This is a genomic window from Faecalibacterium taiwanense (assembly GCF_036632915.2).
Lineage (GTDB): Bacteria > Bacillota > Clostridia > Oscillospirales > Ruminococcaceae > Faecalibacterium > Faecalibacterium taiwanense.
Window position 1 is genome coordinate 1620001 of sequence record NZ_CP155552.1, and the last position, 13683, is coordinate 1633683.

Annotated in this window: 12 protein-coding genes; 5 read left to right on the forward strand and 7 right to left on the reverse strand. The window is 54.5% G+C overall.

Going from position 1 to position 13683, the window contains the following annotated elements:
• Positions 1-3 precede the first annotated feature (3 nt).
• Both PXT33_RS08115 and PXT33_RS08120 read left to right on the forward strand, forming a co-directional pair.
• Positions 4-2415, forward strand: coding sequence for an endonuclease MutS2 (locus PXT33_RS08115; RefSeq protein ID WP_294647448.1), 2412 nt, complete (start codon positions 4-6; stop codon positions 2413-2415).
• A gap of 109 nt (positions 2416-2524) precedes the next feature.
• The gene (locus PXT33_RS08120) at positions 2525-3391 is read left to right on the forward strand and encodes an N-acetylmuramoyl-L-alanine amidase (protein ID WP_243111868.1); all 867 of its coding nucleotides are present in this window, start codon (positions 2525-2527) and stop codon (positions 3389-3391) included.
• A gap of 599 nt (positions 3392-3990) precedes the next feature.
• Here the strand turns inward: PXT33_RS08120 and PXT33_RS08125 are convergent.
• From PXT33_RS08125 to queA, 7 genes are all read right to left on the reverse strand, one after another.
• Positions 3991-5196: a tyrosine-type recombinase/integrase gene (locus PXT33_RS08125; protein ID WP_332376301.1), complete on the reverse strand. Its 1206-nt coding sequence runs from the start codon at positions 5194-5196 to the stop codon at positions 3991-3993.
• A gap of 11 nt (positions 5197-5207) precedes the next feature.
• A complete protein-coding gene (gene radA / locus PXT33_RS08130; protein ID WP_242821940.1) occupies positions 5208-6554 on the reverse strand; it encodes a DNA repair protein RadA in 1347 nt (448 codons plus the stop codon).
• Between the two features lie 150 nt (positions 6555-6704).
• Positions 6705-7445 carry a hypothetical protein gene (locus PXT33_RS08135; protein WP_332376302.1) on the reverse strand — a complete coding sequence of 247 codons (741 nt, stop codon included), beginning with the start codon at positions 7443-7445 and terminating at the stop codon, positions 6705-6707.
• Between the two features lie 25 nt (positions 7446-7470).
• The gene (locus tag PXT33_RS08140) at positions 7471-7689 is read right to left on the reverse strand and encodes a TIGR04086 family membrane protein (protein ID WP_347070279.1); all 219 of its coding nucleotides are present in this window, start codon (positions 7687-7689) and stop codon (positions 7471-7473) included.
• Between the two features lie 251 nt (positions 7690-7940).
• Positions 7941-8252, reverse strand: coding sequence for a preprotein translocase subunit YajC (gene yajC, locus PXT33_RS08145; RefSeq protein WP_005942086.1), 312 nt, complete (start codon positions 8250-8252; stop codon positions 7941-7943).
• 73 nt (positions 8253-8325) lie between these two features.
• Positions 8326-9471, reverse strand: coding sequence for a tRNA guanosine(34) transglycosylase Tgt (tgt, locus tag PXT33_RS08150; protein WP_332376303.1), 1146 nt, complete (start codon positions 9469-9471; stop codon positions 8326-8328).
• A 97-nt stretch (positions 9472-9568) separates the two neighbouring features.
• Positions 9569-10597 carry a tRNA preQ1(34) S-adenosylmethionine ribosyltransferase-isomerase QueA gene (queA, locus tag PXT33_RS08155; protein WP_005942082.1) on the reverse strand — a complete coding sequence of 343 codons (1029 nt, stop codon included), beginning with the start codon at positions 10595-10597 and terminating at the stop codon, positions 9569-9571.
• A gap of 170 nt (positions 10598-10767) precedes the next feature.
• On the opposite strand from queA, the gene asd reads away from it, so the two are divergent.
• The 3 genes from asd to dapB all read left to right on the forward strand — a co-directional run bounded on the left by asd (position 10768) and on the right by dapB (position 13634).
• Positions 10768-11850, forward strand: coding sequence for an aspartate-semialdehyde dehydrogenase (asd, locus tag PXT33_RS08160; protein ID WP_332376304.1), 1083 nt, complete (start codon positions 10768-10770; stop codon positions 11848-11850).
• Positions 11851-11891: 41 nt separating this feature from the next.
• The gene (dapA, locus tag PXT33_RS08165; RefSeq protein ID WP_332376305.1) at positions 11892-12785 is read left to right on the forward strand and encodes a 4-hydroxy-tetrahydrodipicolinate synthase; all 894 of its coding nucleotides are present in this window, start codon (positions 11892-11894) and stop codon (positions 12783-12785) included.
• Positions 12786-12875: 90 nt separating this feature from the next.
• Positions 12876-13634 carry a 4-hydroxy-tetrahydrodipicolinate reductase gene (gene dapB, locus PXT33_RS08170; protein WP_332376306.1) on the forward strand — a complete coding sequence of 253 codons (759 nt, stop codon included), beginning with the start codon at positions 12876-12878 and terminating at the stop codon, positions 13632-13634.
• Positions 13635-13683: the final 49 nt, after the last annotated feature.

Genomic DNA, 13683 nt, shown 5'->3' on the forward strand with positions numbered 1-13683 from the left:
CCTATGGAAACAAGTTACTTAAAAACTCTGGAACTGGATAAGATCGTCGCTCGTGCCGCAGAGGGCTGCGTGTGCAAGGAAGCGCGCGAAATGCTGCTTGCCACTCAGCCGCAGTGCGACCCGGACGAGGTGCGCTATGCGCTGGAACAGACCGATGCCATCAACACCCTGCTGATCAAAAACGGCTCCCCGCGCTTTGGCGGCGTGGAGAATGTCAGTCAGCTGGCGGCCCGCGCCGTAAAAGGCGGCGTACTTTCAATGGGCGAGCTGTTGATGGTGGCTGGTGCACTGCGCAATTTTCAGAATCTTTCAAGCTGGTATGGCGCTTCGGAGCACGACGCTCTGCCTACAGACGATCTGTTCTATGCGCTGGCACCGCAGCCGGGCCTGGAACAGCAGATCTCCAGCGCCATTCTGGCACCGGATGCCATGGCAGACACGGCCTCTCATACCCTGAACGACCTGCGCAAAAAGATCCGCGCAACGGAGAATAGCATCCGTGACCGTCTGGAGAGCATGGTCCGCAATATGGATACCTCCAAGTATCTACAGGAAAGCGTGGTTTCCATGCGCAATGGCCGGTATGTTGTGCCGGTCAAGAGCGAATACCGCGGTGAGGTGAGCGGCATTATTCATGATGTTTCGTCTACCGGAGCCACCGTCTTTGTGGAGCCGCAGGCCGTTGTGGAAGCCAATGCCCGCATTTTGCAGTACCGTGCGCAGGAAGCGCAGGAGATCGAGCGCATTCTGGTGGCCTTTACCGCACAGGTGGCCGCCATTGAGCCGCAGTTCCAGTACAGCTACAAGGCTATGCTGGAGATCGATGTTCTGCTGGCAAAGGCACGGCTGGCTTTGGATCTCAAGGCATTCAAGCCTGCTGTCCGCACCGACGATTCCTTCTCGCTGATCCGTGCGCGCCACCCGCTGATCGATCCTAAAAAGTGCGTGCCTGTGGATATTGCTCTGGGCAGGGATTACGATTCTCTGATCATCACCGGACCGAACACCGGTGGCAAAACCGTCACCTTGAAAACAGCGGGCCTGCTGTGCGCCATGGCGCAGTGCGGCTTTCTGATCCCGGCTGACGAGCGCAGCGAGATCTGCGTATTTGACGAATTTCTGGTGGATATCGGCGATGAACAGAGCATTGAGCAGAGCCTTTCCACCTTCTCCGGTCATATGAAAAAGATCACCGGCATTCTGGAGCTTGCCATGCCGCACACACTGGTGCTGCTGGACGAGCTTGGTGCCGGTACCGACCCCGCCGAAGGTGCTGCGCTGGCTGTGGCCATCATTGAAGAGCTGCGCCGCCGCGGCGTGCTGCTGATGGCCACCACTCACTACGCTGAGCTGAAGGTGTTTGCTCTGGAAACCAAGGGCGTTGTCAATGCCAGCTGTGAGTTTGATCTGGAAACGCTGCGCCCGACCTATAAGCTGAGCGTCGGCGTGCCGGGCAAATCCAATGCGTTCCTCATCAGCGAAAAGTTGGGCATCCCGGAGCGCGTGATCGAAGCGGCACAGCAGCATCTTTCCGCAGAGGATAAGCGTCTGGATGCCGTTCTGGGACAGCTGGATGATCTGAAGCTGCAGCTGAAGGAAAGCCAGAACGAGGTGGAAGAGCTGAAAAATGAAGCTTCCCACCAGCTGGAAGCCGCGCAGAAAAAGCGTGATGAGCTGATCCGTCAGGGCGAAAATGAACTGGAAGCTGCCCGTGCTAAGGCTCGTGCGCTGGCACAACAGGTGGAAAGTCAGGCTTACGCCTTGACCGATGAACTGCGTCAGCTGCAGAAGGACGAGCGCATGAGCACCCAGCAGAAAGCTCAGCGCGCCCGCGAGATCGCCAAAAAAGAATCGGAAAAGCTGTTTATCGGCTCTGAGGCGGTGCATAACCCCGTCAAGGAATTTGTGCCGCTGAAAGAGGTCAAGGTAGGGCAGGAGGTCTGCATTGCAGAGCTGAACCAGCTGGCCACCGTATTGGCCCTGCCGGATAAAAACGGCGATGTTCTGGTGCGTGCAGGCATCATCAAGACCAAAGTTCCGCTCAAGGGCTTGAAACAGCCGGAAAAGCTGGTCAAGGAAAAGAAACCGCAGACTAAAGCACAGCAGCGCTATTCCCGCCTGACCGGCGATGCCAACCGCCCGAACGGCAGGGTAGAGAGGGTACAGCGTTCCGCCAAGATGGAATGCAATCTGCTGGGCCTGACGGTGGACGAAGCGCTGCCGGAGGTGGATTCCTTTATCGACCGTGCCATCCTGAACGGACAGACAGTGGTTTATCTGATCCACGGCAATGGAACCGGTGCGCTGCGCACAGCTATCCACAAGCATCTGCGCGGCAACCGCATGGTCAAAAGCTTCCGTCTGGGCCGTTATGGCGAGGGTGAAAGCGGCGTGACCGTGGTAGAGCTGAAATAAAGAAAAAGCTATCCGAAGGATTTTTCGGGTAGCTTTTTCTTACATTGAAGGAATTTGCAGAGCAGGATCGTATTCTATAAAGAATGCTAATATAAGGATGTAAGCCAAAATGGCAAAACGATATTCCAATGCCGCGCACTCAAAAAGACGAAAACAGACTTCTCATGTGCTCAAAAATACGGTCATTCTGCTTTTTTGCGCAGTGGGCATCTGGTTTGGCAGCTCACTCTGGCATGCAGCGCTGACTCTGCAGACAGCTCAGCCAGCGGAAAGCATCGCCGGTGAAGAATTCCGTCCGCAGGTCGGTGATCCGCCTTACCGCGTGGTGATCGATGCCGGGCACGGTGGAGCAGACCCGGGTGCAAGGGGAGTGATCGAAGAAAAAGATATGACCGCAGCAACCGCCTCGGAACTGATCCGGTTGCTGCAGCAGGACTCTAATTTTATTCCGCTGCAGACCCGTGACAGCTTTGATGAAACCACTACGCCCGCCCAGCGTGCCGCCAGAGCGGACGAACAGGCACCGCAGCTGCTGCTTTCCATCCACGGCAACTCAGCTGCAAATGGCTCCACTGCATCCGGCTTTGAGTGCTATCCGGCAGTGCCGGGCCGGACTTGGCATCAGGAAAGCTTTTACTTTGCGCAGCTGCTTGCCAAAGGAATGCAGGCTGCAGGAGCATCTCTGCGTGGGCGCGGGGGAGTCCGATACATTTATTATCTGGAAAACGATCAGAAGCAACTGGTGGAAAGCACCCACACCGAGGTGCGTGCAGAGCGAAGCTTTACGTTGCTGGAAGATGTAAATTGTCCGGCAGTGCTGGCAGAGCAATGCTTTGTAACGAATGAAGCAGATGTTGCACAGTTCGGCAGCGAAGAAGGTTGTAAAAAAACAGCCCGCGTTTATTACGAAGCGATCTGTGCATACTTTGGCACACAGCCGCAGGCCGAGCAGCTTGCCGGGTTCACTTTAAATTAAAAAGTATCAGCATAGCATCACCAAAGGAGAAGAAGCGATAACATTCTGAACCCAACACCATACAGCCATCAGTATTTTAAGACCGCTGAACTCATAACCAGAAGAGAAGGGCGGTCTTATTTTTTTGATTGCATAATTTTCGTATAATGCACGTTATGCGAAATATAGGGAAGTGAAAAATCTCTATTTTCCTGAATCTGGCCTTTTTCCGCGACCTGCGGATCTGCAGCCATCTGTAATACCGTATGATTCAACTTTTGCGTTTTTTATATTTTTGTGTCTCATTAGTATTTTGGTGCTACAATCTTTTTATGGACTTACAAATTACAAAGCTGCACAGTCTGCCGCTGCTATGCGCGCTTGCATTTTATTTTTCCAGATTCTCTTTTTATGTTGCTATAAGTTCTGTGGTCATTCTGATCTTTTTATTTTTCTGTGAACGACCATTTGCTCGTGCGATTTCAAATCGCTGGCCAGATCACAGCTTATCATTCCATTATTTATATAAATATATCTATAAAAATACCGCCGATGACATATCCGCACTTTGGACGCGTCACAGACGGTATCGTTCCATTTTATGGGTATTCTTATGTGGTTCAGGAATTTCCGTTTCCAGCGTTCGCATCAGGCTTCATTGCAAGCACGGAAGCATCCAGCCCGATGCCATCCTGAGCCGCACCCTCAAAGGCTTTCATGGGCGCAGACGAAAGTTCCTCATCCAGAGCTGAATCCTCTGCTGTCTCCCCTGTTTCCTTTTCTGTTGTATCCAAGATGTGAGAAGATGCTTTGGGCTTTTTGACCTTGCCCAGCGGGTTTTCTTCAATAGCCGCGCGCACCTGAAATTCCTGTAGGTGCGTATAAATTTGTGTGGTAGACACGTTGCTGTGGCCCAAAAGCTGCTTGAGTGTAAGGATATCTACATTGCCGGTCTGATACATCAGAGTTGCGGCAGTGTGGCGCAGCTTATGTGTGGAAAAGCCTTTTAATCCGGCTGCTTTCATTGCACCGGTCACTAGCTGTTCTACCCTGCGGTTCGAGATACGCTCTTTGCGCCGTCGGGTAATAAAGACCGCCTTTTCCTGCGGCAGAAGCCCCTCCATCGTATTGCGTTTGCCCAGATACAGCCGCAATGCTTCCATGCAGGCATCATTCAGATAAACCATGCGCTCCTTGTGGCCCTTGCCAAACAGGCGTATCTGGCGGTTTTCCAAATCAATGTCGTCCAGATTCATGCCGACAAGCTCTGCCAGACGCATTCCACAGTTCAAAAACAGCGTCACCATGCAATAATCCCGCTCCGGAAAATCGCTTTGGGTCTGCGTGCTTTCCAATAACTCCATGGACTGCTCCGCCGTCAGATATTTGGGCAGTACCTTATCCTGTTTGGGTGGGTGGATGGCCGCAGTTGGATCTGTATCCAGCCGGTTGACCTGATTGACCAGGTAATCATAAAAGCCGTGCAGGCTTGCCAGCCGCCGGGCCGTTGAGGACTTTTTGTTGCCGCACTCGCGGTTTAAAAAGTACAGATATTCGTAGATATCCTCCTTTGTTACGGAGGCCCAGAATGCGGTGTCCAGCCCTTTGGGGTCGATATCCTTCATCTCACTGTCTTCGGGCACAAGCCCACGGCGGCGCTTCATAAAACGGCTGAATCCGCGCAGATCACAGTAGTAGCTGAACGCCGTGTTTGCGCTTTTGCCCGCGATCACTTCCAGATAGCGGACGTATTCCACAATGTCCGGCGCAGCATCATCGAAGGGCTTGTGCTTGCCGGGATTTTTCTCGTCCAGATAGATCGACATTGTTTTTCCTCTTATAAGCGGTCAGATTTCAGGGCATTGATCGCATCGGTGATATAAGCCGCGCCGATCAGCTGCATTCCAGGATAATCTGCCGGACTCAGATGATTCAGGCTGTGCTTCGGGATCACCGCACGTTCAAAGCCGATACGCTCTGCCTCATGCAGGCGCTGTTCCAGATTGGGTACGCTGCGCACTTCACCGCCAAGGCCGACCTCGCCAATGGCGATCAGCTTATCGCTGACGGGCCTGTCCAGCAGCGAGGAGACCATACTCAAGCAGACAGAAAGATCACAGGCAGTATCACGCAGCGCAATGCCGCCCACGATGTTGATATATACATCCAGGTTGCCAAAGAAATACCCTGCACGCTTTTCCAGCACAGCAATCAGCAGATTCATGCGGTTGTAGTCGTAGCCGCTGCAGGCACGGCGCGGTGCTGGAAAATTGGTTTTGGTTGCAAGGGCCTGAATTTCGCTCAAAATGGGACGGCTGCCCTCCATGGTACAGGCCACACAGTTGCCGGAAACGCCAAGAGGACGGCCTTCCAGCAGCATCTGTGAAGGGTTTTCGATCTCAGCAAGGCCCTGCCCCGTCATATCAAACATGCCCAGCTCATTGGTGGAGCCATAACGGTTCTTGGCCGCACGCAGGATGCGGTACGGCAGCATTTTATCGCCCTCAAAGTAAAGCACCGTATCCACGATATGCTCCATGACTTTGGGGCCTGCAATGGCACCGTCCTTGTTCACATGGCCCACAATGAACATGGGAATCTCCTGCTTTTTGGCCACGGCCAGCAGGCGGGCCGCACTTTCCTTGACCTGACTTACCGTACCGGCGGAGGACGAGATATCCATGCAGCGCATCGTCTGGATGGAGTCGATGACCACGAGGTCCGGCTTTTCTTTTTCGATCAGGCCGCAGATCTCGTCCACATCATTCTCCGCTGCCAGAAAGATGTTATCCTGCGGCACTTTCAGCCGGGCAGCGCGCAGCTTGACCTGCCGCACCGATTCCTCGCCAGTGATATACAAAACGCTGTGCTGGTTGGAAATAGCACCGCACAGCTGCAGAAGCATAGTAGATTTGCCCACACCCGGCTCACCGCTCAAAAGCACAACGCCGCCCAGCACAATGCCGCCGCCAAGTACACGGTCCAGCTCCGAAATGCCGGTCAGAATACGGCTTTTTTCTTCGGTCATGCTGATCTCAGAAAGGCGTTTTGCGGTCAGGGTGGTCACCCCTTCCGGGCGGGCGGCTGCCGCCTGTTTGGCTGCGGCAGTACCTGCTTTGGGGGCTTCCGCTACAACGTCCTCGTTCATCGTGTTCCAGCTGCCGCAGCTTGGGCAGCGGCCCATCCAGCGGGGGCTTGTCTCGCCGCAGTTGGAACACACATATACAGTTTTCAGTTTTGGTTCCTTCATCAAAAAAGCTCCTGTTACATTGTCTTGGCTTTATTATTCTCTATTGTAGCATATAACAAGCAAACCCGCAAGAAAAGCCCTTGCTCAAAGCCTGCTTCCAATGCTTGCAAGCGCTGCAGAAATGCCGCACAGCGGCACAAATAACGTCAGCGTCAGCAGATACTGCCGGATGAATCCATGTGGCCGGACGATCTCCCGGTCAGGCCCTGCTGCAAAAAAGGAACAGACGCGGATCTGGCTGCTCACCCGCAGAGAATCTGTGCCGAGCGTGCACAGCCCTGCAGAAGCAGCTGCCGCAGGCAGAAATGCAAGCAGCAGAAGCCACGTTTCTCTTTTCAGTGCCGTGTCGGAAAGCAGCTGCACAAACAGCGTCCCGTTTCCCAGCCCATAGAACATCGTAAACAAAAAGATCAAAACCGGCCCCAGTGCGGAAAAGCCCATCAGGAACAGAAGGGTCGCGGCCGCAGCCAGCGTAAGATATTCCATTCCGAAAAGGCTGGCCGCAGTATGTGCATCTGCAGCGGCAAACAGGCCGCGCCAGCTTTGCAGGTAATATTGCAGCCAGTCCGGCTGCTGCTTTTCGCAGAAAGCCAGAAGCACGCCAGCTGAGCCAGAGCCGATCAGAAAGGCACAGACGAGCAGCCAGCAGGTTTTCTGCCGGGTTTCCGTGTGATGTCTCTGCAGCGGTGAAGGCACTTCCGGTGCGGATCGTTCTGGCGGCAGTGTTTTCTGCGGCTGCGGCAGAAGCGCAGCTTCACCTGTGGGAAGCGGCTGCGCGGCTTCTGGCAAATGCGCTGGCGTTCCTGTTTGCTGATAGACCCACATGATCGAACCTCCTTGTTTTATTTGTTCAGCTGCGGCGCTTTTTCTCCCGGGTCACCATGCCCAGCAATCCGCCAATACTGCCGCACAGGATCAGCACAGCAAACCGCAGCAGCGGCGGCTCTTCCGTAAGCGTACCGGAAGGAACGCTGAGCACCACGAGCAATGCCGCATAAAACAGGCCCTGTACAAGCCCGCACAGCAGGCCGCGTTCCTTTTGCAAAATGCAGCGATCCAACCGCTGCAAAGGCTCCCTGCACCAACGGCTGCTGTTGCCAGCGGCGGTGCGGCGGCACCAGAATAACCCTGAGCTGTCATCAGCGCTGCCATTGCGGCCAGCCCGCCCGCTGTGACCATAACGCCGACTGCCCCCGCCAGCAGAAGAACCCGGAGTTCCGCCGGGAAAAGATTTTTCTCAGACATAAAAACGCGCCTCCCTGCCAGTAATCTATGCAGGAAGACGCGTTTGATATGCTCTTAATTGTTTGAAGAGAAAGCTTACTTCTTGTCAGCCTTGTCCATGTTCAGCTTTTCAACAGCGGAAATTGCAGTCTTGGTGAAGCGGATCTTCACACGGTCAGCACCGGTCTCCAGAACAAAGGTATCGTCCTTGATTGCAACAACACGGCCAATGACACCGCCAATGGTGGTGACCTGATCGCCGATCTCCAGGCTGCTGCGCATTGCGGCATCCTTCTTCTCCTGCTTCTTCTGGGGACGATAGATCATGAAGTACAGCAGAACCAGCATCAGAGCCAGTGTGAAGAACAGGCTGATGTAGCCTTCGGAAGTGGTAGTCAGAAATTGCATGGGGCAAAATCTCCTCTCAAAATTCAGATAAGTTTATTATACCTTTTTAAACGACCTGTTGCAAGGCTTATTCTCAAATTCGGGTATCCAGAAGCTTTACATATTTATCGTGGAAAGCCATGAAGGTGCCTGCATCCAGCTCATCCCGGATGCGCTCCATCAGATGGTTATAGAACCACAGGTTGTGCATGACGGCAAGGCGCATTCCCAAAATCTCCTCCGCTTTGAACAGGTGGCGGATATAGGCACGGGAATAGCTGCGGCAGACCGGGCAGCCACAAGCAGGATCAATGGGGCGTTCATCACGCTCATACTTTGCATTCTTAATGTTGATGATACCGCCCCAGGTGTTCAGGTGACCATGCCGTGCGTTGCGGCTGGGCATTACACAGTCAAACAGATCCACGCCGCGGGCAACGGCCTCGATGATATTGCCCGGCGTGCCCACGCCCATCAGATAGCGGATCTTATCCTTGGGCATGTGGGGCTCCACCTGACTGATCATTTCATACATCACCTCGGTGGGCTCGCCCACAGCCAGACCGCCGATGGCGTAACCGTCTAGATCGAGGTCTGCGATCTGCTTCATGTGCTCCACACGCAGATCAGCAAAGGTGCAGCCCTGATTGATGCCAAACAGCAGCTGATCGGGATTCACGGAAATGCCCTCGTGCTTCAGGCGGGCCATTTCAATCTTACAGCGTTTCAGCCAACGGGTCGTTCGTTCGCAGCTGGCCTTGGAATAATCGTGCTGTGCGGGGTTCTCTACGCACTCATCAAAGGCCATGGCGATGGTAGAGCCAAGGTTTGCCTGGATCTGCATACTCTCTTCCGGTCCCATAAAGATGCGGTGGCCGTCCAGATGGGAGGCAAAGGTCACGCCCTCTTCGGTGATCTTGCGCAGCTTTGCCAGACTGAATACCTGAAATCCACCACTGTCGGTCAGAATGGGGCCGTTCCAGCGGGTAAATTTGTGCAGACCGCCCATATCGGCTACCAGCTTGTCGCCGGGGCGAAGGTGAAGATGATAAGTATTGCACAACATCACCTGCGCACCGATCTCCTTAAGGTCATGGGCCGAAAGGCCACCCTTGATAGCACCGGCAGTAGCCACGTTCTGAAAAGCGGGCGTCTGCACCGTGCCGTGCACGGTCTTGAACTCGCCCCGCCGGGCGTCGTGTTCCTGCTTGAGCAGTTTGTAGGTCGTCAAAGAAGGCATAGTTTTTATTCCTTTCTGTGCACGGAAAACAGCCGTGCAATCTTCATGAAAAAGCCCGGGATCAGGCTCATCAACAACAGAATAGCGGGAAAAATAATCAAAGAATCAGCATCGCATCGCCAAAAGAGAAGAATCTATAGCGCTCCTCCACAGCCACCTTATAGGCAGCCATGGTCTTTTCGTAGCCATACAGGGCCGACACCAGCATGATAAGGGTGCTTTCCGGCAGGTGGAAGTTGGTGATCAGGCCGTCGATGCAGTTGAACTTCACGCCTGGATACAGGAAGATAGAAGTGTTGCCGCTGCAGGCGCGGATCTCGCCGTACTTTGCGGCAACAGCTTCCAGCGTGCGGCAGCTGGTAGTGCCCACTGCGATCACACGGTGACCGGCAGCCTTGGTATCGCGGATCATCTGCGCCGTTTTTTCGTCGATGCAGTACCATTCGCTGTGCATTTTGTGATCCGCGATCTCGTCCTCCTGTACAGGGCGGAAGGTGCCCAGACCCACATGCAGGGTCACTTCAGCAATGTTCACGCCCTTGGCGCGGATGGTATCCATCAGTTCCGGGGTGAAGTGCAGGCCAGCCGTGGGCGCTGCGGCGCTGCCAAGCTCCTTGGCATAGACGGTCTGGTACTGGCTCTGATCCTCCAGCTGCTTGGTGATGTAGGGCGGCAGAGGCATTTTGCCAAATTCGTCCAGCTTTTCATAAAGCGTCTCAGTATCGTAATAGAATGTAACGTACTTGTTGCCGTCCTCCATGGTCTCATCCACCACAGCAGTCAAGGAGCCATCGCCAAAGCTCACTTTGGTGCCGGGCTGCATCCGCTTGCCGGGCTTTGCCAGACATTCCCACTGGTCACCTTTGACCTGACGCAGCAAAAGCAGCTCACACACAGCACCGGTGGGCTGCTTGACGCCCACGATGCGGGCGGGCAGGACCTTGGAATTGTTTACCACCAGCAGGTCGCCCGGCTCTAAAAATTCCGGCAGATCGTGGAAGATCTTGTGCTGGATGCTGTCGTCTTTCTGGCTCAGCACCATCAGCCGTGCAGAGTCTCTGGGGTCAGCCGGCTCCTGTGCAATGAGCTCTTTGGGTAAATCATACCAAAAATCTTTTTTTAACATAGCGTTCAATTTGCCTTTCCGATGATTGACACGGACACCGTATCAATGATATCATAAAATCTGTATAAACAGTATCTATTATATTGCATCGCTGTCCGGTTTGCAAGCCGTGAATCTATGTAATAGAAATATTTATTGAGTTCGCTTTCACGAAAGGAAAGGTGCTGGAAATGGAAAAACAGTATAAAGTGGGTATCGTAGGTGCGACTGGTATGGTCGGTCAGCGTTTTGTGACGCTGCTGGAAAATCACCCCTGGTTCAAGCTGACCGTTCTGGCCGCATCCGGCCGCAGCGCCGGCAAGACCTATGAGGAAGCTGTCGGTCCCCGCTGGGCCATGACCTCCCCCATGCCGGAAAGTGTCAAGAAGATGGTAGTTTTGGATGCATCCAAGGTGGAAGAGGTTGCTTCTCAGGTGAATTTTATCTTCTGTGCAGTCAACATGCCCAAGGATGAGATCAAGGCTCTGGAAGAGGCCTATGCAAAGGCTGAGTGCCCGGTGGTGTCCAACAACAGTGCAAACCGCTTTACCCCGGATGTGCCCATGGTGGTGCCCGAGATCAACGCCGACCACATCGAGATCATCCCCGCACAGCGCAAGCGTCTTGGCACCAAGCGCGGCTTTATTGCCGTCAAGTCCAACTGCAGCCTGCAGAGCTACGTTCCCGCCCTGCACCCGTTGATGAAGGATTTTGGTGTCAGCAAGGCTCTGGTGTGCACCTATCAGGCCATTTCCGGTGCAGGTAAGACCTTTGACCGTATGCCCGAGATCGTGGACAACGTGATTCCCTACATCGGCGGCGAGGAAGAAAAGAGCGAGCGCGAGCCGCTCAAGCTGTGGGGCCACATTGAGGGCGACCATATCGTGAACGCCGAAAAGCCGGTGATTACCGCACAGTGCTTCCGCGTGCCTGTCTCCGACGGCCACACCGCTGCCGTGTTTGTAAGCTTTGAGAAGAAGCCCACCAAGGAGCAGATTTTGGAGGCATGGGCAAACTTCCGCGGCCCCGCACAGGAGCTTGACCTGCCCAGCGCACCCAAGCAGTTCCTGCATTACTTCACCGAGCCGGATCGTCCGCAGCCCAAGCTGGACCGCAACACCGAGAACGGCATGGCTGTGTGCATCGGCCGCCTGCGCGAGGACACCCTGTTTGATTACAAGTTTGCCTGCATGAGCCACAATACTCTGCGCGGTGCCGCCGGCGGCGGTGTTCTGCTGGCCGAGCTGCTGGCCGCAAAGGGCTATTTCGACTAAGTATATTTTGCGCAAAAGCGCATACAAAGGAGTTTTAGGCTATGAAGAATCCTGTCTTTACCGGCGCGGGTGTTGCCATTATCACCCCGATGTACGAGGACGGAAGCATCAACTTTGACGAGCTGGGCCGCATTATTGAGGATCAGATCGCGCACCATACCGATGCCATCATCATCTGCGGCACCACCGGCGAGTGCTCTACTATGACCGATGAGGAGCAGCTTGCCGCCATCAAGTATACGGTGGATGTTGTCAACCACCGCGTGCCCGTCATTGCAGGCGCTGGCTCCAACGATACCGACCACGGCTGCGCACTGGCCGCAAAGTCTGCCGAATGCGGCGCAGACGCTCTGCTGATGGTGACTCCCTATTACAACAAGACCACGCAGGCTGGTCTGGTTGCTCACTTTACCGCCATGGCTGAGGCCGGAGGCATCCCGGTGATCATGTACAACGTGCCTTCCCGCACCGGCCTGAACATTGCCCCGGAGACTGCTCTGGAACTGAGCAAGCATCCTCTGATCAACGGCATCAAGGAAGCTTCCGGCAACATCTCTCAGGTAGCCAAGATCGCACAGCTGTGCGGCGACGAGCTGAACATTTATTCCGGCAACGACGATCAGGTGGTTCCCCTGCTGGCTCTGGGCGGCAAGGGCGTGATCAGCGTCGTGTCCAATGTCAAGCCGGAGCTGGTGCACAACTGCTGCAAGGCATTCTTTGACGGCGATACCGCCAAGGCGCGTCAGCTGCAGTTGGAAATGCTGCCGCTGGCTGATGCGCTGTTCTGTGAAGTGAACCCCATTCCGGTGAAGTACGCCATGAATGTACTGGGCTGGGAAGCTGGCGAGTGCCGTCTGCCTCTGGTAGAGCCGAGCGAGGCACACAAGGAGTATATTGAAAAGGCTCTGCGTGCAGAGGGTCTTATTACAGAATAAGTTTTTGGCTGCAAAATGCCCGGCGGAGCGCTCTGTCCGGGCATTTTGCGATATGCCGATATGCAAAACGGGCAGGAAAGGATAAAAATTATGACGGATATTGTGATTCAGGGCATCGGCGGCCGCATGGGCCATGTGCTGTGTGATATGATCGCACAGCGCGAGGACTGCCGCGTGATTGCAGGCATCGACATAAAGGATGGTAAACAGAACGGCATCCCTGTGTATGACAGCCTGGAAAAGCTGGACGGCAAGGGCGATGTGATCATCGATTTCAGCTCTCCGGCCGCTGTGGAAAAGGCTCTGCCCTACTGTGAAGCTCACAAGCTGCCCATCGTGGTGTGCACCACCGGCCTTTCGGAAGAGCTGCAGCTCAAGGTGGTGCAGCTATCCCGCACGGTGCCGGTGTTCAAGAGCGCTAATATGTCTATGGGCATCAATGTGCTGTCGGAGCTGTGCAAGCGCGCTTCGGCTATTCTGGGTGTGAACTACGATGTTGAGATCGTGGAGCAGCACCACCACAACAAGCTGGATGCACCCAGCGGCACCGCTCTGATGCTGGCCGATGCCATCAACGAGCAGAATAATGGCGAATATCACTATGTGTATGATCGTTCTTCTGTCCGTCAAAAGCGCGACCCGAAGGAAATTGGTATCAGTTCCGTGCGCGGCGGCAGCATCGTGGGTGATCACGAAGTGCTGTTCTGCGGCCCGGACGAGGTGATTACCCTCAAGCACACCGCTTACTCTCGCAATATTTTTGCAAACGGCGCTGTGAATGCAGCAGTTTACCTTGCAAAAAAGGAGCCAGGCCTGTACAATATGGGTGATATGATCGCTGCACTTTAAAAAGCCTGATTGCTCTGCTTTTGGCAGAAACATGGTGGAAGGATGTGGA

Bases quoted from the DNA above. Each gene is read 5' to 3' on its own strand.
- PXT33_RS08115 (WP_294647448.1), top strand. From the start codon at position 4: ATGGAAACAAGTTACTTAAAAACTCTGGAACTGGATAAGATCGTCGCT.
- PXT33_RS08120 (WP_243111868.1), top strand. From the start codon at position 2,525: ATGGCAAAACGATATTCCAATGCCGCGCACTCAAAAAGACGAAAACAG.
- PXT33_RS08125 (WP_332376301.1), bottom strand. From the start codon at position 5,196: ATGTCGATCTATCTGGACGAGAAAAATCCCGGCAAGCACAAGCCCTTC.
- radA (WP_242821940.1), bottom strand. From the start codon at position 6,554: ATGGGCCGCTGCCCAAGCTGCGGCAGCTGGAACACGATGAACGAGGAC.
- PXT33_RS08135 (WP_332376302.1), bottom strand. From the start codon at position 7,445: ATGTGGGTCTATCAGCAAACAGGAACGCCAGCGCATTTGCCAGAAGCC.
- yajC (WP_005942086.1), bottom strand. From the start codon at position 8,252: ATGCAATTTCTGACTACCACTTCCGAAGGCTACATCAGCCTGTTCTTC.
- tgt (WP_332376303.1), bottom strand. From the start codon at position 9,471: ATGCCTTCTTTGACGACCTACAAACTGCTCAAGCAGGAACACGACGCC.
- queA (WP_005942082.1), bottom strand. From the start codon at position 10,597: ATGTTAAAAAAAGATTTTTGGTATGATTTACCCAAAGAGCTCATTGCA.
- asd (WP_332376304.1), top strand. From the start codon at position 10,768: ATGGAAAAACAGTATAAAGTGGGTATCGTAGGTGCGACTGGTATGGTC.
- dapA (WP_332376305.1), top strand. From the start codon at position 11,892: ATGAAGAATCCTGTCTTTACCGGCGCGGGTGTTGCCATTATCACCCCG.
- dapB (WP_332376306.1), top strand. From the start codon at position 12,876: ATGACGGATATTGTGATTCAGGGCATCGGCGGCCGCATGGGCCATGTG.